The organism is Cyanobacteria bacterium GSL.Bin1, assembly GCA_009909085.1.
Lineage (GTDB): Bacteria > Cyanobacteriota > Cyanobacteriia > Cyanobacteriales > Rubidibacteraceae > Halothece.
The window spans coordinates 13,358-35,077 of record JAAANX010000192.1; the positions used below are offsets into that span (position 1 = coordinate 13,358).

Here is a 21,720-nt window from a genome sequence, read left to right on the forward strand (position 1 = left end):
GAACTATCCTCCCAGTAGGCGAATGGAAACGTTTATGCTACAAGAAATCTTGTTCAGAATCAGGAAGCGCTTTACTTTCAAAATTTGATATTATAATGAGAGCATTGTAAATAAATATTACGGTTTTATTGATGTACCTTTATTACGCTCTTGGATTTATCGCATTGCTCCTTGTGATTGGTATTGTTGTCTACCTCATCACAGCTCGTAGTTATGAATCGTCTGAGACAGTCGCCAATTCCTACGATGAATGGACGCAAGATGGGATCTTAGAATTCTACTGGGGCGAACATATCCATTTAGGTCACTATGGTTCACCGCCACGACGCAAAAATTTTTTGCAAGCCAAAGCTGACTTTGTACACGAAATGGTGAAATGGGGAGGGTTAGATTCCTTACCCCGCGGGACAACTATTTTAGATGTCGGCTGTGGTATTGGCGGAAGTACTCGCATCTTAGCCAAAGAATATGGGTTTGACGTTACCGGGGTGACGATTAGCTCCAAACAAGTCCAACGGGCAACAGAATTAACTCCGGAGGGGGTTACGGCTAAATTTCAAGTGGATGATGCTTTAGCATTATCTTTCCCGGATAACAGTTTCGATGTGGTTTGGTCAATCGAAGCGGGTCCTCATATGCCAGACAAAGCAAAGTATGCTTCAGAAATGGTGCGTGTCTTAAAACCCGGAGGAATTTTAGTGGTTGCAGACTGGAATCAGCGAGATGACCGGCAAAAACCACTCAATTTCTGGGAAAAAATCGTCATGCGCCAACTCTTAGACCAGTGGTCACATCCTGCGTTCTCCAGTATCGAAGGCTTTTCTGAACAAATAGCAGAAACCGGATTAATAGAAGGAGATGTCGTAACAGCAGATTGGACTCAAGAAACCCTCCCCTCCTGGTTTGACTCCATTTGGCAAGGAATTATTAGACCGAAAGGATTAATTAAGTTCGGTTTCTCAGGATTTATCAAATCCCTCAGAGAAGTACCGACCATGTTGTTGATGCGATTAGGATTTGGGGCTGGTCTTTGTCGATTTGGAATGTTCCGCGCTGTTAAATCGCAAGCAGTTTCCCAACCAACAGAGACATCTACTACGAAAGCGGTCAACGCCTAAGTAACCAAACACCAATTGTCGAGAAATATGCTACAGATGAAAATCAAATTGACCGATCAATCTGTAGCATTCTTCATAGAAAAACAAACTGATGCAGGATGAAATTGCAATAGTCGGCGCAGGGATTGGTGGTTTAACTCTTGCTCGCAGCTTAGAGCAAAAAGGTCTTCCTTTTCAACTATATGACCAAGCAGATTCCTTTGAAGCTTTAGGATATGGAATTCAAGTCAGTCCTAATGTGGTAAGAGTACTAAATGACTTAGGTGTCAAAAAACATCTAGAGAGCATATCTCATCGTTGTCTGGGTTTTGAATTGCGATCTTTTAATTCCGATAAAGTTTTAGCAAAATGGACGCTAGATTGCAATACACCTTATTATCAATGCCGACGGGCAGATTTACACCAATTACTGTTTAATTCCATTCAAGACAAAAGTAACATTCATTTCTCACGACGCTTGGCGTCTTATCAGCAAAACGGAAATCACGTATCTCTCTACTGGGACAACTCTGAACCCATAACTGCAAAAGCATTGATCGCAGCCGATGGGGTTCGTTCAGCGGTCAGGCGATCGCTGTTTCCCCAGCATCAAGTTCAATATGCAGGGTATGCTGCTTTTCGAGCAATTTTACCCTATCGAGAAAAATATCGTTCTTTCCTGGGTCAAGCAACGGTTTGGATGGGAAAAAATCATCATGCTGTGGTCTATCCGATTGGGAATGAACAGGAGGGTAAATCTTGGCTCAACTTAGTCTTAGTTGTCAAAGATACCAATTGGCACGAGCAAGGTTGGACAATTCCTGCCGATAAAAAAGCAATCGCTCGAGATTTTGCTAATCAATCCGATGAACTTAGTGCTCTTTTAGAGGATTTGCTTGCAAGTCCCGAACCTTGCTTTAAATGGGGCTTATTCATCCATCAGCCACTCCCTTATTGGTCAGAAGGGAACGTCACTTTATTAGGGGATGCTGCCCACCCAATGCTTCCTTTTCAAGCCCAGGGAGCAGCAATGGCAATCGAAGATAGCTATGTTTTAGCGCACTATCTTGCTCGTGAAAGTGATATCGAAAAAGCCTTTGTTAAGTATCAAGAAGCTCGAATCAAACGTGCTACAAGAATGCAGCAAGTATCAAGAAATAATGCGAATGTCTTCCATGCTTCAGGAGTTAAAGCAGCTTTGAGAAATTTCGCTTTGGGGTTAGTGTCGGTCATTAATCCTAATTTACTCAATAAAAAATCCGCTTGGATTTATGATTATGATGCCAAAACTGGTTAGGGAATTAAAGACCTTTCCACTCAATCATGATCTTAAACGCCAAGATCAATCATTTCTAATCAATTTCTCCCAGCGCAATCTTACTCAAAAAAAATGAACTGTGTGACAACAAGCTTGATAAAAATACAACAACTTAAAGCGAGGAGTACGATCAGCTAACTGAGATCCAAAATAAAGATTTTAAACTAGATATAAGGCAGATCCGGTTAAGAAAATAGGTATTCTCAACTTTCTGCCCTTCGCTTATCCCAAACTCAGGTAAATTATGCTAGAAGGCTCAATTTTAGAAAAACTCTATACTGCTCACCAAAATACAGATCACCCCCTGAATTTGGGTGTCTACTATAAAAATACGTTAGTGGCACTGTGTCATGCCCTGGAAGATTTTATTCTCAATAGTAAAAGTAATCCCTTGGTCATTACTGCCTTTCAGCAGGGGAAGTGGTATATGCAAGAAGCGGATCGTTATGGGGATATTGCTCAGAAAGCCCAGAAAATTGCAATTATGGCAGCTCCAGGGGCTGGTTTTTCCGAACATCCCACCAGTCAGAAAGAAAATGTTGATTTAGTGAGTCTAGATGCAGCTACTGATCCAGTGGCTCAAGAATGGCATCTCATGATTTGTTCTCCCAGCTATACAGCAATGGTGCTGTGTCAAGAACTATCAGAAGAAGATTATGGGAAAACGGGGAAACCGGAACATGATTTAGAACGAAAGTTTTATGGGTTTTGGACATTTGAACCTGATTTGGTTTTAGAAACAGTAGAAATCGCGATCGCGCACATTGGCAACTATAATCGTGCCCTCTCCGCTGAGTTAGAACAGCATTTTCTCGCGATTACCTCAGCTTTGGGCACTGTAGAAACAGAAGACACCGGTGTAGTTGTTTCCCAAGTGGTTGATTATCTCCAAAACTCCCAAGCCGAACTCCTGAATCGTCAACAAGCAACAGCCGATCGCGAAGCCTCCTATTTACCGCAAGCTCAAAACTTGGACGATAATTTACTGTCCAACGAAATGCAAGCCTTCTTACGGATGGCACAACTGATTGACCAAGCTGATATTCAGAATCCGATGGCTGCTTCAGAAGTGGCTGCTTTAGCAGAAACCATGGGACAAGTCTTAGATCTACCCGCTTGGCAACAAAAACGACTCCGGTTAGCCAGTTTATTGCACCGTTTGGTTCCTTCCTTGGGAACAACACCCAAACCAGAAAGAGATGAAAATGAAGCTCCTTCCTGTGAATTAATCCCGAGTGTAGAAGCCTTGCGAGCGATGCCCAGAATGAGCGCGATCGCGCGGATCATTACCCATCAAACCGAACACTGGGACGGCACCGGCACCCCAGGACAGCTTGCCCATGATAATATTCCTCTAGAATCGAGAATTTTAGCCCTTGTCAGTTACTTTCAACACTGCGTGAATGATTTACGCATGAAGGGACAAACCGACACCCGGGAAGCAACGCTCAACCAAGCCTACGACGAGTGTAAAGAGCGGACCAATACAGTTTTTGATCCCAAATTGGTGGAAGCGCTTGGTTTACTTGTTATGGGAATGCAACAGGGCATGAGCTTGGAAACGGCTCAACCCAAAATTTCTGCAGGGATGTGGCTTTTAGACACAGAACAAGAAGAAAATCTCACACGAACTTAAGGCAAAGAACATGGATATTGAAGCAATCCGGAGTGGCAAAATTCAAGAACTGGCAGGGGTAGACCTAGAAGATGAAATATTAACAGAAGCCAACTTAGAGAAAGTAAACTTGAGCGGTGCAAATCTGGTTGGTATTGATTTATCTCATGCCAAGTTACAATCAGCTCACCTCAATGGAGCTAACTTACTAGGCGGAAATCTTACTGCTGCCGATATCCGGGCGAGTTTGATGGGAGTTAACTTAACCCAAGCCAACTTAGAAGGGGCTGATCTGCGAGGAAGCAACCTCCGCGGCGCCAATTTAATGGGGGCAACCTTATCCCGAGTGAGCTTAGCCGGTGCATTTCTCAGCGGTGCTAATCTCAGCGAAGCGAATTTGCAAGGAGGAGATTTACGCAGCAGTGATCTACGAGGCGTTAATTTTCAAGGGGCAAACCTCAAGGGAGCTAATTTATCTGATGCAGAATTACAAGGGGCGAACTTAAGTGGGGCGAACTTAGAAGAAGCAGATTTACGAGGGGCAAATTTAAGCGGCGCCAACTTAGATTCGGCTAACCTCTTGTGTGCAGAATTGGATCGAGTAAACCTTAAAGGAACTAATTTAGGAGGAACTTGTTTGTTGGGGACACAGGAAGACATTTCAATTATAAAGTCCTAGTTTCCTGTCTTCTGTTCGGGGCGGAACGCCCTTCAGGAGCTGGTCACTGGCTACCTTAATCGTATTAAGCCGCGCTCAATTAAAAAGGATATTGATCAATAATTTCTCCCTCTACAATTCTATAGCCCCATTCGGGATGTTTTCTAATTTGTTCTTCCACCCAACTGCGGGTCATCGGAGATTGATAGAGTTTTTGTAAGTCTTGCCAGCTAGGAATATCGGATGTTTTTTCCTCTTCTTCTGGGGATAAGGTTTTTTCGGGCGGTTGATCTTCTTCTAACAAGGGTGTATTGCCTTGTAACTGTGAAAATTTTGCCATGACACTTGCTTTGGTCACCGTGGTTTGCTCACTAAAAGCCGGGGGAAGATAGGGGGTTTGGACCCCTGCCTTTTTCGCTTTTAGGGCTTCATCCGCAACGCGATCGCATTTTCTTAAAAATCCATCCCATAAGTCTTTAGCTTTTACGGGGTTGCGTAACTCAGATCGCGCCTTGGCTACCGCTGCTTCTAAGGGTTCCCCTTGATGGACATAATACTGAATCCGTTCACTTTCAAACGCCGGATAGGGAACTCCGGGTTCAATTTCCCATTCCTGTTGGACTTTTTGGCTTTCCCCAAAGGGAATCCCTGCCACAAATTCATCCCAGAAGGGAGATTTGATGCCTTTGCTGATGCTGTCAATAATCTTAAAAACCCATCCCCCGGGATTAGAATAACCCCGGTGTTTAGCGTAGTTGAGAAGCGCATCTTGAAAAGCGTCTAATTGTTGTTGCGATTCCCAGGGACCTTCAAATTGATAGTGCGGTGTGACATTAACCGCTATGGGTTGACGACGAGGAGGGAAATAGGGGTCACGTTTAGCCGATGTTGGTGCAGGAGAAACTGTTTGGTCGAAAACGGATGGATGATTCAGCAATCGCTGTTCCAATTGCTCCACGTTTAAAGTATAGGAGTAAACAGGCGGTTGCGAACAAATCAAACTAAATTCAAGCAGCGATCGCGCTTTCAGGGCATCTCTGGCTAATGCTTGCTCTTCCTCGCTTAATCCAGTGGCAGCTGTCATTTCTTGAGACGAACACTGTACCGTTGCCTTTTGACCCAGCCAATGCCATAAGGTTTGATAGAGAATAGCAGCACTGACCCCTCCCATTTTTTGTGCTAACTGAGGATAGTAAACTGCTCCTTCACCGAAACTTTGCCAGAATTGCCTTAAATCCATTCGTCTCTATCGTTTTGCTGGTCCAGCCCAGGTTGCAAGGGCTCGAGGAGTAAATCCATTTGTCGTTTGTGCCGTTGGGTTGCCATCGGAATAGCGGCTCTGCTTTTTTAAAATTATACGAGCAATGTACAAAGGGAACCGGGGTTGATGATAGAGTGAGTGAAGCATCAGTGGTGATGTCGGAGAATTTGGAATGACAGAAGAAAATAATAAGCCTTCAGAAGAAACGCCAACACCAGAAACAGAATCGGAAACCCCAGCAACGGAACCGGCAAAAGCAAAGCCTGGCTTTTTCACAGGGCTAATCATTCGCCTCTTGCGAGGGATCATTGCTCGTTTGGAAAAGACAGTTGAAACACTAGAAACACAATCGACAACAGAAGCCACGGCAACCGCAGCAAGCCAACCTCAAGTTCCCACCGAAGAACTGCGGGGCTGGGATAAGATTTTACAGCAAGTGAGAAATCGAGTTCCCTTGACTGGCAATCTTCCTGATTTTTTACTCACCACCCTTTTAGTCGGAGCAAGTTTGGCGATTGTTTGGGGGGCAGTTGCAATTATTCCAGAAGGTTTGTTCTCTTCAACTCCCTCATCACCGCCGGAAGAAGAAATTTCCCAACAGCCCGAGCAACCGGAAGCACCCATCCCCCCGCCGGAAGCGAGAGAAGAACCTGAAATTAGTCCGGAACCGCCATCGGAGTCACGACCAGCAGCAGAACCGGAACCCGAACCGGAATTAACCCCAGAACAAGGCTTAATTGCTGCGATTCAGGAACAAGTTTCTGAAATCACCACCCGTTATGCGGAAGGACTTATTGAGTCCATTGAAGCCAACTTCCGAGATGGTCGTTTAATCATCGCCATCAGCGATCAGTGGTTTGAGTTATCCGATGCCCGTCAAGATGAACTGTCTAAAGAAATGCTAGCGCGATCGCGCCAACTCGACTTTACTCGCCTTGTCCTGACTACCCCGGATGGTAAACGCTTAGCCCGTAGCCCAGTGGTGGGAGAGAAAATGGTTATCCTGCAACGGGATAATCCTTCTTCTCCCCCTAATCCAGCTTAGTTCTCTTTCGCAGAAGAACGACGGCGACGACGACGAACTACCTTTTGTTCTTGGGGAGGCTCTTCTGAGGTAGCAGATGCAGTTTCCTCTGGCCCGGCAGCGATTTTAGTTTCTTCACTCGTCTCGCTAGCAGCAGAAACGGTCTCGGTTTCTACCGGTTCAGGTTCAGGAGCAAACTCTGGAGCTGAGGTTTCACCGTCCCCTGTTTCCTTCTCCAGTTCTTTGGTATTTTCCTCACGACCATTATCCTCATGAATCGGGGTTTTGGTTTTAATACTTCCCTCTTGACCATTGGTGTCTGGGCTTTTTTCACCCGGTGCAACTGCATAAACCAAGGTTTTGCGCCGATCCACTTCTTCGTCTAAACGCACTAACGGGGATAACCCCATCAAGGCATACATTTCCTGTTCAAGCGGGCTCATTTCCACCGCAATTTTCTGTTTTGGTTCTTCCCGTTGCGGCGAACGACTACCAGATCCTGCTTTTGTTTTAACCTCTTTACTCTCTTTTCCCTCTTTACCATTCTTTTGGCTGGTCTCGGAGTCATTACTTCCTCCTTTAGCGCCATTACTCACTTTCGGTTTAGAACCCGAGTCCGCTTTAGTGGGAGGATCAATGCTGCGACGACGGCGACGACGAGTCACACTATCCCCACCTGACTCTTGATAGCTAGGATGATTCACCAACTCTAAATCTGAGCTATCTTCTTGGGGAGAGTAAGGCACAGATGGCGTCGGCAAGGCTTCAACTGGTTTTTCTTGGGTATCTTTGGCTGATACTCTAGGCAGTGTCGGAATGCCTGCCACAGGAACCGCTGGCACAGCTTCTTGTTCTCCCGGTAAATGGACCAAATGTCCTAACCCGCCACAAGTGGGACAAGTCTGCCCAAAAATCTCGTAGAGGCTTTGTCCTTGGCGTTTACGGGTTAACTCAATTAGTCCTAACTCCGATAACTGAGAAATTTGGGGACGGGCTTTATCTTTTTTCAACGCTTGTTCAAATGCTTCGAGAACCTTCATTTGATCCTGGCGAGAGTCCATATCAATAAAATCAACAATAATTACACCGCCAATTTTGCGTAATAACAATTGACGAGCAATTTCCACCGCTGCTTCACAGTTCGTCCATAAAACGGTTTCGCGAGAAGTGGCTGAGCGCGTAAATGAGCCAGAGTTGACATCAATGACGGTTAAAGCTTCCGTCGGTTCGATAATGATATAGCCTCCTGAAGGCAAATCGACCCGTGGTTTGAGGGCTTCGCGAATCGCAGCATTGACGCGAAAATATTCGAGAATGGGCTGTCGTTCCCGATGATGATCCACCAATACCCCATTGGGTAAACGTCCACCACTCCAACTAGCCAGTTGTTGTTTGACGCGTTTGACACCAATATTGGAATCAACGACAATCCGGTTCACTTCACTGGTGTAAATGTCCCGTAAGACCCGTTGGATAAAATCATCATCACGGTTTAACAAAGCAGGGGGACGGGTGGTATTCGCTGCTTGTTGAATGGACTCCCATTGTTGTTTAAGAGCCTCTAAATCTTCAATAATGGCTTCTTCCGGCTGTCCTTCTGCCTCAGTGCGGACCAGCAAGCCCATTCCGGCTGGTTTCACTAGAATAGCCAGTGCGCGTAAGCGACTCCGTTCGCTCTCTTTCTTGATCCGTCGGGAAAGATTAACCCCACGACCATAGGGCATCAGGACTAAATACCGCCCCGGTAAACTAATATTGCCGGTTAGCCTCGGTCCTTTATTCCCCGTCGGCTCTTTCATCACCTGAACCAAAGCCTTTTGTTGCGGAGCAACTAACTCAGTAATTGCCCCAGCACTACGTTTTAAGCGTAACGGTCCCAAATCTGTGACGTGTATAAACCCATTGCGCTCAGCATCGCCAATATTGACAAAAGCCGCATCAATTCCAGGAATGACATTCTCGACAACGCCCAGGAAAATATCTCCAATTTGTTGATTTCCTGTAGCAATAACCATCTCTTCAATGAGATTTTCGGAAAAAATTGCGGCGGTGTGGTGTTGCTCTGCAATAATAATTTGTTTTGGCATTCAATTCCCTCAAATTTCTTGCATATAAACTCGGCAATTAACAATTAAGAATTAACAATGAATGACGTTGAATTAATTGTTCATTGTCAGTTGTGAATTATTTAATCTGTCTCTAAGAACGGGTTGGTGTTGAACCATCAAAATTTTTTTCAGTTCTCCTTTATTAGGAGCGTTAACTATATCTTTTCCCACGATTAAGGTTTTAAGATAGCATCTTGCCAAAACTTATGGTCACCAGTTTGAGGATAAATGTTTCTCAAATGACAAAGCCTTGGCACGGCTCGGTTGATGGCTACGTTGTGATCATCGTCTGAGTTGTTCGTTGAACAAGTTTGGCTTTACTGTATCTGCTGAAGATACGCCACAAGCGAAAAATGAAATCGGTTTCCTAAAGGAGACTCTAGAACAAAAAACATGAATGGGTCAACGCAACTTTTAGCATTATCCTGAAAGACAAAGGGAGCTTGCTACATCTGGATTTAATCCTCAGTTGGCTAGCAGCGCCCAAGTTCCCTGCTATTTTATCACGAAAGTTTCATTGGTCGTTGCCCCAAAAAAGCAGAGGAAGCAACTTCTCCCCCTGCTTCAGCGTATTGCATGGTGAAAGTCTTACTAGAATGTTAGATGACAGTATCATCAGGAATCGTTGCATTTTTCAGGATGACAACGATACCACTGCGAATATAAAAGCCTTCGTCTTCACGATTAGCTTCTTCTACGCGGTCTTTGTTCATGATTAAAACGTTCTTACCAATGCGGGCATTTTTATCCACGATCGCGCGACGAATTTTACTATTTTCGCCAATGCCAATCGGAATCTGATTATTTTGCCGTCCCCCCGAGGCTCTCTCACCATGAGATTCATAGTAATCTGCTCCCATAATCATACTATTTTCGACGGAGCAGCCCTTTTCAATGCGCGTGCGAATTCCTAATACAGAATTGCCGACGGTACATTCTTTGAGAATACACCCTTCACCAATGATTGATTCAGTGACATCGCAGTGTAAGAGTTTTGTCGGGGGAAGATAACGGGCGCGCGTATAAATCGGTGCAGCTTTATCGTAGAAGCTAAAGGGGGGTTCTGGCTGCATGGTCAGGGCAAGATTTGCCTTGTAGAAGGCTTCGATGGTTCCGATATCTTCCCAATAACCATTGAAGAGGTAAGCTTGTACGCGGTGATCTGGTGCAGCAGAGGGAATAATTTCTTTCCCGAAGTCCGTCTGTTCCGGATTGGCCTGTAATAATTTTCCTAAAACTTCTTTCTTGAAGACATAAATCCCCATTGAGGCAATATAGGGCATTTGTTGCGCTTGGGCGGCATCTAACCCCAAAGTCGTCGTATCGACCTTCATTTGCCGGAGGGCATCCCCTTTGGGTTTTTCACTAAAATCAACGATCCGTCCGGTATCGTCAATTTTCATTAATCCGAAGCTGCTCGCGCGTTTTTCATCAATCGGAATCACCGAAAGCGTAATATCGGCATTGGTTTCTCGGTGATGATGAATGAATTTATCATAGTCCATCCGATAGAGATGGTCCCCAGATAAGATTAAGTATTCATCAACATCCCACTCTTGAAATAACCATAAATATTTTCGGACTGCATCTGCCGTTCCTTGGAACCAATTCGGATTTTGTGGGGTTTGTTGGGCAGCAAGAACCTCGGCAAAACCATCGGTAAAACCAGAAAAATTATAGGCGCGACTAATGTGACGGTTTAATGAAGCAGAGTTGAATTGGGTCAATACATAAATTTTTTCTAAGCCGGAATTGATACAGTTACTGATTGGAATATCAATGAGGCGATATTTTCCAGCGAGGGGGACGGCTGGTTTAGCGCGTAATTTAGTTAAGGGATACAGGCGCGTTCCGGCACCGCCACCAAGAATGATACTTAAAACTCTTTTCATAAAAAATTTCTCCTGAGTGCCAAGGTTGCCCTTGCGGAAAGAGGGTCTGGGAAAGAACTTCTGTTGTAGAAACCTTTCTCCCTAAAGTGTAGGACTGTGCGGTCAACCTGGAAAGAGGTAAATTTTACCAGCAGCGATTTGTCTTTGATGATTGCTCAGTTGGGTCACGCGCTGAGAGGGTAATCGAGTAAACCCGGTTAAAGGGATTGTTAACTGTGCTGTAGGCTTTCCTCATTGAATGACCCTTGACGAATAACCAATGACCGACAAAAGAAGATAAATTAGTAGAGGACTCTCATTGTGAAATTGACCGTAACTTATGCCAGAACAGCCTCAAGCCGCTTCTCTTTCTGAAGACAATGCCCGTGAATTATTGCGACAACTCCGACAAAAAGAAGGAAACTGGGTTGAGTGGGGAAAATCTTGTCAACAGTTACACAAAGCAGGATACGATACACAAACGATTTTTGAAGCCACTGGATTTGAACCGATTCACCAAAACCAAGTTATTGTTGCCTCACAAGTGTATGATAGCCTGATGCAAGTTGGGGTAGCCGAAACGGTGCAAGAACGTTTTACCAGTGGGGGAAGTGATATTTTGTATGAGTTCCGGATTTTGCCGCCAAAAGAACGCTCTCAAGCGGCAACCCTCACTGTAGAAAAGAATTTAACCCAACCGGAAGCGCATGATATTGCCAAAGCGATTAAAGATTTTTTGTATTTAAGTTCTCTACCCGAAGGATTTACCGATTCGGCTGGAGATGCGGTGGGGTATCATTACTGGAAATTGGCGCGGGGGAAAAAAGATTTACAAGCGCGATCGCGCCTCATTGCCCAAGGGTTACGGTATGTGGAGTCCCATACCGCTCGGGAAAAAATCGAAAGCCTCCTCAGCGATTTCACGGTTGTTCCAGCCACCCCTGCTCCCAAGTTGCCCATCTATCGTCTCGAACAAGAAGAGGAATTACCGCGCCTTCTGCCGGTTGCTCCCCATTTAAAGATTACTCCTGACCAATTGCAGCATTATTCGCAACCGCAACCGCAAGGCTTGTTTAGTGTCACCGCACTTTCGGGAGAAGGACAATGGGTGGCGCTTCCCGGTTGGCACATGATTTGTGCGGCTAGCGATCCCATTGCAATTCCTTGTACCCGTGAAGATCTCCCGAAATCAGAGTCGCTGGCGAATGAACCCTTACTCTTAGTGGTGGATCGCGCTGAGACGCAATGGTATCTTCACAGTTACTTTTTAGTTGCCCAAGGTGACGGCTTAGGAGTGCAATGGTTTGAACAAGCCCCGAACCAAGAGCTTTTAGGCAAACTAATTTTGATTTTACGTCCCAAACGCATTGTCGATGAGGGCGCGATCGCGCAAAGTTGGCAACTGGAAGAGTAATTGATTACAGATGGGTCAAGGGAAGGATGGTGTAGCATGATCGAATCAGACCCTGAAACAAAGGACATCAAGATGGAAATCGGCGTTCCCAAAGAAACCAAAGACCAAGAATATCGCGTTGGGTTAAGCCCTAGTAGTGTTCGTAGTTTGTGCGAAAGGAAGCATCACGTTTTTGTTGAAACCCAAGCTGGAGTGGGAGCGGGTTTTACGGATGAAGATTATCAAGACGCTGGGGCGACAATTGTTGTCGAGGCAAAAGCCGCCTGGAATCGGGAGCTCGTCGTGAAAGTGAAAGAACCGCTTCCTGCTGAATACACCTATTTACAAAAAAATCAACTATTATTTACTTATCTTCACCTGGCGGCGGATCGGACGTTAACAGAAGCTTTAATTGATTCGGGGATTACTGCGATCGCCTATGAAACGGTGGAACTTCCAAGTGGCAAATTGCCCCTTCTCAATCCGATGAGTATTATCGCGGGACGATTGTCCGTTCAATTTGGAGCCCATTATCTGGAAAAACAACAGGGCGGACGCGGTGTTTTACTCGGTGGCTTTCCCGGCGTGCGTTCCGGGCGAGTGGTCATTCTCGGGGGCGGCGTCGTCGGAACAGAAGCGGCTCGCATGGCAGTGGGAATCGGTGCGCAAGTCCAAATCCTGGATGTCAACGTGGAACGCTTAGCAGAACTGGAAAACCTTTTTGGATCCCGCATCGAACTCCTCTATAGCAATTCCTCACAAATTGAAACGGTGGTTCCAGAAGCGGATTTGCTCATTGGTGCCGTGCTCACTACTGGAAAACGCGCCCCCAAGTTGGTGACGCGTCAATTAGTGCAACAAATGCGTACCGGTAGTGTGATTGTCGATGTCGCCGTCGATCAAGGGGGTTGTGTGGAAACATTACAAGCAACGTCTCATAGCCATCCCACTTATACCGAAGAAGGCGTCGTTCACTTTGGGGTTCCGAATATGCCTGGCGCTGTGCCATGGACCGCGACGCAAGCTTTAAACAACAGCACCCTTCCTTATGTCATCCAACTGGCGGATCAAGGCTTAGCCGCACTGAAAACCAATCCCATTCTCGGTAAAGGGTTGAATGTTCAGCAGCAGCAACTCGTCCATCCAGCAGTGCAAGAAGTCTTTCCAGATTTAGTGTAATAGCTATGGCTGCTAAATGATCAATCAGGGCAAATTGGTTTGGAATAGCTTTCGGTTACCTTTCCACTTGCAACGGGGTTTCTTGATCCGGTTCTAAGTCTTCTGCAACTGCTTGAATCAGGAGCGGTAAACCAGCTCCTTTTAACCCCCGGCGAATTTGCTCTGAGGTCTCTGTAAACCCAACAAAAAGCGGATAGGCTTTTTGCGTTCCTTCACTGAAGATATGTTCTTTACCGAGAGGCATCATCCATTCATATTCTTGATTCAGCCAGACTTCAGTTTGTCGCCAACGACGGAGTAATTCCGAAAATTGTTCTTGGGGGCGATGGATAAAGACCATAATTTCTACTCCCATTTTGATTTTCCATTCGGGATCACAGGTGAGAATGGCTAAGTCACAAGGCAGTTGCACGGCTTTGGGATGAGAAAAACTACCGTCAGCAGATTTTGCTGTTCGTAAACGAAGTAGGGGTAGTGGAATCGTAATGACACTTTCATCAGGACGACGCAAACTCGGTAACATTTCCAAATAAGGTCGATATTGTCGCAAGAGCGCGATCGCGCTGGAACGATTGCTATATTCAGCAAGTAGGGTTTCGTACTGTGACTGTCTAATCAGCATAGTTCGTCTAAAAATCAGATTAACCCCTTTAACCGAGTTGGTCAAAGATTTTGAACATGGGGAGATACATCGACAAAAGAATGACACCGACCATAGTGGCAACGCCAACCATCATCAGTGGTTCAATTAAACTCGTAAGCGCTTTTACAGCTTGTTCTACCTCATCTTCATAAAAGTCTGCCACTTTCATCATCATCGCATCGAGTTCCCCCGTTTCTTCCCCAATGCTCATCATTTGAATCGCTAGGGGAGGAAAAACTGCTTCTCGCTGTAAGGCGAGACTAATCATTCCCCCTTGCTGAACTTCTTGTTTAGAAGCTTCAATGGCATTGGCATATACTTGATTCCCCGCCGTATCACGAACAATATCTAACGTACTTAAAATCGGAACCCCTGAGCGAGTCAAGGTTCCGAAAATTCGACAGAATCGTGCGACAGCATTTTTTTCTAGCAAATCCCCAAAAACAGGAATTTTCAACATCAACTTATCGATTTGTAAACGTCCCACCGGCGTTTTGTAGTATTGTCGAAGACCAAAAACAGTACCACCGATGATGACAATGGGAATCAGGATTCTGGGGCTTCTTAAAATCGCACTGAGATTCAGCATAAACTGAGTTAAAGCCGGCAATTCCACCCCTAACCCTTCAAAAATCCCAGCAAAAATCGGAATCAAAAATACGGTCATGCCAATAAACACGGCAAACGCAAATAAACCCACTGCGACTGGATAAGCCATGGCAGATTTAATTTGTCCTTGCAATCTCGCCATATCTTCTAATAATTTCGCGATCCGATTGAGCACCTCATCGAGAACCCCACCTGCTTCTCCTGCTTCTACCATACTCACATAGAGTTGGTCAAAACACTCGGGATGTTTACTCATTGAATCCGAAAGATTCACGCCTTGTTGGACATCACTACTAATCCCGTTTAAGGCTTTACGTAATTTTGGATTGGCGCATTGCTCACCGAGAACTCCCAAGCAACGGACAATTCCCACCCCCGCATTCACCATCGCGGCAAACTGACGAGAAAAAACCGCTTTGTCCTTAACGCCAACACTAGACAGCTTTTCTTCAATAACCGATAAATCGATATCGAGATCTAATCCGGCTTTTTTCGCCCGACCGATTTTCGGGTATTTCCCCCGCAATAAGCGCTGGGCTTCCACAGGCGATCCGGCCTTCACTTTCTCTTTCGTCCGTTTTCCTTTCGCGTCTTGAACTTCTACCAAATAAGTTGTCATGGCTTGATTTCCCTAATCACTCATCTTCTTCTAGCGACGTGCATTTGCTCTCACTTTTGCCCGGCCTGAGGCGCCTCCTGCGGTTAAGCGGTAAAGCTCATCGGGTTTACTACTTTTGGAGAGTGCTTCTTCCATGGAAATGACCCCCTTATTCACCCACTCGGCAAGTGACTGTTCCATCGTTTGCATCCCCAACTTCATTCCCGTTTGAATCGAAGAATAAATCTGTGACGTTTTTCCTTCTCGAATTTGGTTGGCAATTGCCGGTGTCACAACCATAATTTCCTGCGTTAAGGCGCGTCCAAATTCACCGGGTTTCGGATTTTGCTTTTTCGGTAAACATTGACTGAACACGGCAATTAAGGATCCTGAGAGTTGTGCCCGAATTTGCTCTTGTTGTTCAGCAGGGAAGACATCGACCATCCGATCAACTGTCGCAGCTGCAGAACTGGTGTGTAAGGTTCCAAACACTAAGTGACCGGTTTCTGCTGCCGAGACAGCCAGAGAAATCGTTTCTAAGTCCCGCAATTCTCCCACCAGAATGATATCCGGGTCTTCCCGTAAAGCGGCTTTTAGAGCATTGGCAAAGCTTTTCGTATCTTCACCTTTTTGGCGCTGGTGAAAGAGACATTTGTCATTGGGGAAAACATACTCAATGGGATCTTCAACCGTTAAAACGTGCTCATGGCGCGTGCGATTAATTAAATCCAGAATCGCAGCTAGAGTCGTGGTTTTTCCAGAACCCGTCGGTCCCGTTACTAAGATCAAGCCTCGCGGGCGACCTGCCATTTCTTTAACCACATCAGGTAAGCCTAGCTTTTCGTAGTTGGGAATTTTTGAGGAAAGTGCTCGTAAACAAGCGGCGTAGCAACCCCGTTCTTTATAAACATTGACCCGGAACCGCGCCAGTCCTTTTACCCCATAGGAACAGTCTAATTCCCAGTTTTGCTCTAACTGTTTGCGTTGGCTATTGTTGAGCATGGTAAAAATAAGCCGTTGCGTTTCCTGGGGAGTCAACGGATCATCAGTAACCGGTTCTAATTTCCCGTTGTAGCGGAAATAAACAGGAGCACCGGCTTGAATATGCATATCCGATCCGCCTTTTTCCACCAATTCTTCCATTAAGTCTTCAATCATTAAATCCATCGCGATTATTCCTCTAGGATGACAAAAAGTTGAGTTGAGGTTTTTAGGGTCTAGCTTTCCCTAATCTTGGAAGCGAGGTGTCAAACAATAAGGGCAATCTAACCATTCCGGTTGCAGTTCCGCTGAGCAAGTATTGCAACTGAGTGAACTCTTGCGTTTGGCTTTAATTTCGGCTTCGAGACCGGAGTCGGTAAAGGTCACTCGTTCCACTTCCTCTAAGGTGGTGTATCCTTCTCGCACGAGGTTTAAGCTATAAGACAGGAGCGTTTTCATCCCTTCTTCCACGGCAGCTTCTTTAATCCGTTCGGTGGGTGCTCCTTCATTGATCAAAGTTTGTAAATGCTCGCTCATTGCCATGATTTCATAGACCCCAGCCCGCCCTTTGTAACCGACGCCATTGCATTTACTGCACAGTTTATTTTTCTGACGCGCTGTTTCAATTTCATCCGGTTGCAGGGTGTTGGCTTTGTAGAAAGTGATTTCTTCTTCTTTGGCGGCAGATAAACCAAAACGAGCTAATTCTTCTTGACTGGGATTATAAGCAATTCGGCATTCACTACAAACGCGACGCATTAAACGTTGGGCTAGCACTCCGATCAATGATCCCGAAACCATAAAGGGTTCCACTCCCATTTCGTCTAAGCGCGCGATCGCGCCGGCAGCATCATTGGTGTGTAAGGTCGTTAAAACTAAGTGTCCCGTTAATGCGGCTTCAATTGCCGTTTTTGCCGTTTCTTTATCTCGCGTCTCACCCACCAGAATAATATCGGGATCTTGCCGCAGAAAGGACCGTAAAATTGACGCGAAATCCATTCCTTTTTCTCGAATAACCTGTACCTGCGTAATGCCGGGTAAGGTATATTCAATCGGGTCTTCTGCTGTGCTAATATTCACCCCCGGATCATTGCGTTCTGCCAAAATGGAGTACAGTGTGGTTGACTTCCCAGAGCCGGTGGGACCAGTTACGAGAATTAATCCAAAGGGGCGGCTTGCCATATTTCGCACTAAGTCGAGACTAGCGGGATCGGTAATTAATTTATCGAGCCCCAACTGCGTAGCACTGTTATCCAAAATCCGCAACACAATTTTCTCTCCGAAGCGACTGGGTAAACTGCTCACCCGAAAATCCACATTACGCCCTTGATATCGGCGGCGAATCTTACCGTCTTGCGGTAGCCTCCGTTCAGCAATATCTAATTCAGCCATAATCTTAAAACGGGCTGCGATCGCGGGAGCAATTTTAATCGGCAAATGATCGAATGTTTTTTGGAGAACCCCATCCCGGCGCATTCGCACTCTCACATGTTCTTCTTGCGGCTCAATATGAATATCAGATACTCCTTCTTTCAAGGCTTTAATTAAAATCCGATTCACCAGATTGATAATCGGTGCTGCTTGGGCATCTCCCAGGGATTTTTCTAGATCGGCATCTGCTTCATCATTAACCTCTTCTAAACCTTCCACATCGAGGTTAGCGATGTCTTTAGTAACATCGAGTTGATCGTCTTCTGCCGCTTTTTCTTCCTTAGCCGATTGTTCATCTAGATATTTACCAATGATTCTTTCATAATCCTCCAAAGTCATGACCACCCGCTGTGCAATCAATCCCTTGGGACGAAGAATTCGGAGCAGATCATCTTGAGCGGTAAGTTCATCAGGGTCTACCATCCCCACTAATAGCGATGGGGGACGGGTATCGCGCTTGGTTAAAGGCAGCAATTTGTGACGACGACACAGATCAAGGGGGATAACATCGTCAATTAACTCTGTAATTGGATATTCCTCAAGGTCAGTTACTTCCGGATCAAGAGACTCTACCCCATAGTAAATTTTTAATTCAAATAGATGATGTTTTTTATACTGACGATACAGTTCCGGTGGCAAGTCTTTTCCGGTGACAGCCCTCAGAGCTTCTGTAAAAGATTGCTTGCCTTCGGATTGGGTAACTTCTTGTCTAGCTTGTTCAATCTCTTTGCTGCTTGCATAGCCAGCTTGAATTAATTTATTCCCAAACGGGGAAGAGTCACGTAAAGTTGTGAGAGCTCTTTGACGTTTTTTAGCCGATGAGGAATGAGTCATAGCAATAATCGCTGCAGATAGGACATTATACGAATGGTTGTTGGAAACTCGATCTTTATTAAAGGGAGAGCTTGATTTCAAGCTTGCTTGGTTCAAGCAGATGCTCTCACTTCAACAACAGAGTAATCTAGGAATGGTTACTTTTTGTAATTAAAATCAAATTAATTTAGTAATTTCAATCTTATCTATATATTTATAGGATGTCGATCATCATCTGAAGAAACTAGTGTCATTCTTGGTATTACCACTTATTGTTCCCTTGTATTTCGTTTCGATGATCTCCCCTCTCTTCTTCCTTAGCTCAGGACGGAAAAGAGTAATAATATTGTCAATATTCTTTATAAAATAGTGCTTTAGTGCTATTGGCTTGCTAAAAAGCTAGCTCAAAATCAATCAGGGTATCGGCTTTCAGCTTTCTAAACTCGATCTTGAATCCTGTTTTTTGTTTTTGTAACTATTTATATAAAATAGTTTTATAAATTTTTTTAATACAACTTTGATTTAGCTCAAAAATATTCTAAACAGATTTTAGCTATCTTACTTCTTTAATAATATTTTTAGCTTTGTTTAACGTCCTAAGTTTCATTAACCCAGTCTTTCATTTTCAAAATCGCTACGTAATAATTGCAATTAACTAGGCAAAGAACGAGGAAAACACTGTGAAGTTATCAGTTTACGGAAAAGGCGGAATTGGAAAATCGACGACAAGCTGCAACATTTCAGTCGCCCTAGCCAAACGAGGTAAAAAAGTATTACAAATTGGATGTGACCCAAAGCATGACAGTACTTTTACCCTGACTGGATTTTTAATTCCGACGATTATCGATACCTTACAAGAAAAAGATTTTCACTATGAAGATATTTGGCCGGAAGATGTCATCTATCGCGGTTATGGCGGCGTAGATTGTGTAGAAGCCGGCGGTCCTCCTGCTGGTGCTGGTTGTGGCGGTTATGTGGTCGGCGAAACGGTGAAGTTACTCAAAGAACTGAATGCGTTTGACGAGTATGATGTCATTCTGTTTGATGTGCTGGGTGATGTCGTCTGTGGCGGTTTTGCTGCCCCCCTTAATTATTCCGACTATTGCATGATTGTGACGGATAATGGCTTTGATGCGCTATTTGCAGCCAACCGGATTGCAGCTTCCATTCGAGAAAAATCTCGCACTCATCCCTTACGCTTAGCGGGGTTAATTGGTAATCGGACCTCGAAAAGAGATTTAATTAACAAATATATTGAAGCGGTTCCCATGCCAGTTTTAGAAATCTTGCCCTTAATTGAAGATATTCGCGTGTCTCGGGTGAAAGGAAAAACCATTTTTGAAATGGCAGAAACAGAACCGATGTTAGAGGAAGTAGCGCAATATTACCTCAACATTGCCGATCAACTCCTTGCCTTACCCGAAGGGGTTGTTCCGGATGATGCGCCTGATCGCGATCTCTTCTCTTTATTATCTGATTATTACCTCAATCCGGCTGATGGCAACAGCACGAAAGGTGCGCCAGTAGAAGAAAGCGAAGAATTAGAAGCATTAATGGTTTAAATAGTCCTTTGTCCTTCGTCCTTGGTGATTCGTAAGGCAAGAACAAATGACGAATGATAAAAATACGGAGAAAATAATGGCTGCAGAAGAACAAACGGCTTTAAATTTTGAATGTGAAACAGGAAATTATCATACCTTTTGCCCGATTAGTTGTGTAGCGTGGCTGTATCAGAAAATTGAAGATAGCTTCTTTTTAGTCATTGGTACGAAAACTTGCGGCTATTTCCTGCAAAACTCGATGGGGGTGATGATTTTTGCTGAACCCCGTTATGCGATGGCGGAGTTGGAAGAAGGGGATATTTCCGCTAAACTCAGTGATTATGATGAATTGAAGCGGCTATGTTTGCAAATTAAGCGCGATCGCAATCCCAGTGTCATTGTTTGGATTGGCACTTGCACCACCGAAATTATCAAAATGGATTTAGAGGGAATCGCACCGAAACTCGAAGCCGAAATTGGAATTCCCATTGTGGTGGCGCGGGCAAATGGCTTAGACTATGCCTTTACCCAAGGGGAAGATACGGTTTTAGCGGCAATGGTGAATCGGTGTGATGAGACGCCCCAAATTGAACCAGAAGCGGAACCGGAACAAAAGAAAAACGGATTGTCTCGCTTCTTGAACTTCGGACAGAAAGAAGAAGAAGAAGCGCAACCGGAAGCAACAGAATATAAAGACCATCCTCCCTTAACTTTATTTGGATCCGTTCCAGATGCTGTAGAAACTCAATTAAGTCTGGAGTTGAAAAAACAGGGGATTAAAGTTTCCGGGTGGCTACCCTCCAAACGCTTTACAGAGTTACCCAGTATTGAAAAAGGAAATTATGCCTGTGGCGTACATCCTTTCTTAAGTCGGACGGCAACGAATTTAATGCGTCGCCGCAAGTGTAAACTCATTGGTGCGCCCTTCCCCATTGGTCCGGATGGCACTCGCGCTTGGATTGAGAAAATTTGTTCTGTCTTTGAGATTGAACCGGAAGGTTTAGAGGAACGAGAAGCCCAAATTTGGGAAAGTGTAGAAGACTATGTGAAGTTAGTCCGTGGCAAGTCTGTCTTCTTTATGGGGGATAATCTCTTAGAGATTTCCTTAGCCCGTTTCCTCGTCCGTTGCGGAATGACGGTTCATGAAATTGGTATTCCTTATATGGATAAACGCTATCAAGGGGCAGAGTTAGCTTTATTAGAAAAAACCTGTGCTGATATGGGTGTGGGACTGCCAAGAATTGTCGAAAAACCGGATAATCATCATCAAATTGAACGGATTATGGCAGAAAATCCGGATCTGGTCATTACGGGAATGGCACACGCGAATCCATTAGAAGCCCGTGGCTTTAGTACCAAGTGGTCGGTTGAGTTTACTTTCTCGCAAATTCAAGGCTTTACTAATACTCGCGACTTACTAGAATTGGTCACTCGTCCCATGCGTCGCAATAATAACTTACAAGAGTTAGGCTGGACTAACTTAGTGCAGGAAGAGGACGCAAAACGAATTACAGTTTAATTTAGCATTCTTCTTTTCTTCTTCGGTCAGAGATTACGCCTTCCTAAACTGCGGAATGAGG

General features: G+C 44.9%; 16 protein-coding genes. 9 read left to right on the forward strand and 7 right to left on the reverse strand.

Translation table 11 applies throughout. The features are described 5' to 3' along the window. The first annotated feature begins 131 nt into the window (after positions 1-131). The 4 genes from GVY04_22025 to GVY04_22040 all read left to right on the forward strand — a co-directional run bounded on the left by GVY04_22025 (position 132) and on the right by GVY04_22040 (position 4,709). The gene (locus GVY04_22025) at positions 132-1,118 is read left to right on the forward strand and encodes a methyltransferase domain-containing protein (protein ID NBD18708.1); all 987 of its coding nucleotides are present in this window, start codon (positions 132-134) and stop codon (positions 1,116-1,118) included. A gap of 91 nt (positions 1,119-1,209) precedes the next feature. Continuing rightward, on the forward strand, positions 1,210-2,394 hold the full coding sequence (locus tag GVY04_22030; protein NBD18709.1) for an NAD(P)-binding protein: 1,185 nt from the start codon (positions 1,210-1,212) through the stop codon (positions 2,392-2,394). Positions 2,395-2,659: 265 nt separating this feature from the next. Then, positions 2,660-4,051 carry a metal-dependent phosphohydrolase gene (locus GVY04_22035; GenBank protein NBD18710.1) on the forward strand — a complete coding sequence of 464 codons (1,392 nt, stop codon included), beginning with the start codon at positions 2,660-2,662 and terminating at the stop codon, positions 4,049-4,051. Between the two features lie 10 nt (positions 4,052-4,061). After that, positions 4,062-4,709, forward strand: a complete 648-nt coding sequence (locus GVY04_22040; GenBank protein ID NBD18711.1) for a pentapeptide repeat-containing protein — start codon at positions 4,062-4,064, stop codon at positions 4,707-4,709. A gap of 79 nt (positions 4,710-4,788) precedes the next feature. Here GVY04_22040 and GVY04_22045 read toward each other — a convergent pair whose 3' ends face one another. After that, a complete protein-coding gene (locus GVY04_22045; GenBank protein NBD18712.1) occupies positions 4,789-5,928 on the reverse strand; it encodes a hypothetical protein in 1,140 nt (379 codons plus the stop codon). Between the two features lie 193 nt (positions 5,929-6,121). On the opposite strand from GVY04_22045, the gene GVY04_22050 reads away from it, so the two are divergent. Continuing rightward, entirely contained in the window at positions 6,122-6,994 is an 873-nt protein-coding gene (locus GVY04_22050; protein NBD18713.1) for a hypothetical protein, read from the forward strand. Here the strand turns inward: GVY04_22050 and GVY04_22055 are convergent. Together GVY04_22055 and GVY04_22060 are read right to left on the reverse strand one after the other, a co-directional pair. After that, positions 6,991-9,060 (reverse strand): Rne/Rng family ribonuclease, encoded by a 2,070-nt coding sequence (locus GVY04_22055; GenBank protein ID NBD18714.1) that lies wholly within the window; start codon positions 9,058-9,060, stop codon positions 6,991-6,993. The genes GVY04_22050 and GVY04_22055 overlap by 4 nt on opposite strands. Positions 9,061-9,680: 620 nt before the next feature. Further along, positions 9,681-10,973, reverse strand: a complete 1,293-nt coding sequence (locus tag GVY04_22060) for a glucose-1-phosphate adenylyltransferase (GenBank protein NBD18715.1) — start codon at positions 10,971-10,973, stop codon at positions 9,681-9,683. A 319-nt stretch (positions 10,974-11,292) separates the two neighbouring features. Here GVY04_22060 and GVY04_22065 point away from each other — a divergent pair, with 319 nt between their 5' ends. Then, a complete protein-coding gene (locus tag GVY04_22065; protein ID NBD18716.1) occupies positions 11,293-12,366 on the forward strand; it encodes a hypothetical protein in 1,074 nt (357 codons plus the stop codon). A gap of 72 nt (positions 12,367-12,438) precedes the next feature. Then, the gene (gene ald / locus GVY04_22070) at positions 12,439-13,524 is read left to right on the forward strand and encodes an alanine dehydrogenase (GenBank protein ID NBD18717.1); all 1,086 of its coding nucleotides are present in this window, start codon (positions 12,439-12,441) and stop codon (positions 13,522-13,524) included. 55 nt (positions 13,525-13,579) lie between these two features. Here ald and GVY04_22075 read toward each other — a convergent pair whose 3' ends face one another. The 4 genes from GVY04_22075 to GVY04_22090 are packed head-to-tail and all read right to left on the reverse strand — an operon-like array spanning position 13,580 to position 18,620. Next, positions 13,580-14,146 carry a hypothetical protein gene (locus GVY04_22075; GenBank protein ID NBD18718.1) on the reverse strand — a complete coding sequence of 189 codons (567 nt, stop codon included), beginning with the start codon at positions 14,144-14,146 and terminating at the stop codon, positions 13,580-13,582. Between the two features lie 28 nt (positions 14,147-14,174). Beyond that, positions 14,175-15,395: a type II secretion system F family protein gene (locus GVY04_22080; protein ID NBD18719.1), complete on the reverse strand. Its 1,221-nt coding sequence runs from the start codon at positions 15,393-15,395 to the stop codon at positions 14,175-14,177. 30 nt (positions 15,396-15,425) lie between these two features. Further along, entirely contained in the window at positions 15,426-16,541 is a 1,116-nt protein-coding gene (locus GVY04_22085; GenBank protein NBD18720.1) for a PilT/PilU family type 4a pilus ATPase, read from the reverse strand. 60 nt (positions 16,542-16,601) lie between these two features. Next, entirely contained in the window at positions 16,602-18,620 is a 2,019-nt protein-coding gene (locus tag GVY04_22090; protein ID NBD18721.1) for a type II/IV secretion system protein, read from the reverse strand. 659 nt (positions 18,621-19,279) lie between these two features. Between GVY04_22090 and GVY04_22095 the strand changes: the two genes are divergently transcribed. Together GVY04_22095 and GVY04_22100 are read left to right on the forward strand one after the other, a co-directional pair. Next, positions 19,280-20,161, forward strand: a complete 882-nt coding sequence (locus GVY04_22095; GenBank protein NBD18722.1) for a ferredoxin:protochlorophyllide reductase (ATP-dependent) iron-sulfur ATP-binding protein — start codon at positions 19,280-19,282, stop codon at positions 20,159-20,161. A 76-nt stretch (positions 20,162-20,237) separates the two neighbouring features. Then, a complete protein-coding gene (locus GVY04_22100) occupies positions 20,238-21,659 on the forward strand; it encodes a ferredoxin:protochlorophyllide reductase (ATP-dependent) subunit N (GenBank protein NBD18723.1) in 1,422 nt (473 codons plus the stop codon). Positions 21,660-21,720 lie beyond the last annotated feature (61 nt).

Excerpts from the sequence above, each read along its gene's own strand:
- GVY04_22025 (NBD18708.1), top strand. The coding sequence starts at position 132 with ATGTACCTTTATTACGCTCTTGGATTTATCGCATTGCTCCTTGTGATT.
- GVY04_22030 (NBD18709.1), top strand. The coding sequence starts at position 1,210 with ATGCAGGATGAAATTGCAATAGTCGGCGCAGGGATTGGTGGTTTAACT.
- GVY04_22035 (NBD18710.1), top strand. The coding sequence starts at position 2,660 with ATGCTAGAAGGCTCAATTTTAGAAAAACTCTATACTGCTCACCAAAAT.
- GVY04_22040 (NBD18711.1), top strand. The coding sequence starts at position 4,062 with ATGGATATTGAAGCAATCCGGAGTGGCAAAATTCAAGAACTGGCAGGG.
- GVY04_22045 (NBD18712.1), bottom strand. The coding sequence starts at position 5,928 with ATGGATTTAAGGCAATTCTGGCAAAGTTTCGGTGAAGGAGCAGTTTAC.
- GVY04_22050 (NBD18713.1), top strand. The coding sequence starts at position 6,122 with ATGACAGAAGAAAATAATAAGCCTTCAGAAGAAACGCCAACACCAGAA.
- GVY04_22055 (NBD18714.1), bottom strand. The coding sequence starts at position 9,060 with ATGCCAAAACAAATTATTATTGCAGAGCAACACCACACCGCCGCAATT.
- GVY04_22060 (NBD18715.1), bottom strand. The coding sequence starts at position 10,973 with ATGAAAAGAGTTTTAAGTATCATTCTTGGTGGCGGTGCCGGAACGCGC.
- GVY04_22065 (NBD18716.1), top strand. The coding sequence starts at position 11,293 with ATGCCAGAACAGCCTCAAGCCGCTTCTCTTTCTGAAGACAATGCCCGT.
- ald (NBD18717.1), top strand. The coding sequence starts at position 12,439 with ATGGAAATCGGCGTTCCCAAAGAAACCAAAGACCAAGAATATCGCGTT.
- GVY04_22075 (NBD18718.1), bottom strand. The coding sequence starts at position 14,146 with ATGCTGATTAGACAGTCACAGTACGAAACCCTACTTGCTGAATATAGC.
- GVY04_22080 (NBD18719.1), bottom strand. The coding sequence starts at position 15,395 with ATGACAACTTATTTGGTAGAAGTTCAAGACGCGAAAGGAAAACGGACG.
- GVY04_22085 (NBD18720.1), bottom strand. The coding sequence starts at position 16,541 with ATGGATTTAATGATTGAAGACTTAATGGAAGAATTGGTGGAAAAAGGC.
- GVY04_22090 (NBD18721.1), bottom strand. The coding sequence starts at position 18,620 with ATGACTCATTCCTCATCGGCTAAAAAACGTCAAAGAGCTCTCACAACT.
- GVY04_22100 (NBD18723.1), top strand. The coding sequence starts at position 20,238 with ATGGCTGCAGAAGAACAAACGGCTTTAAATTTTGAATGTGAAACAGGA.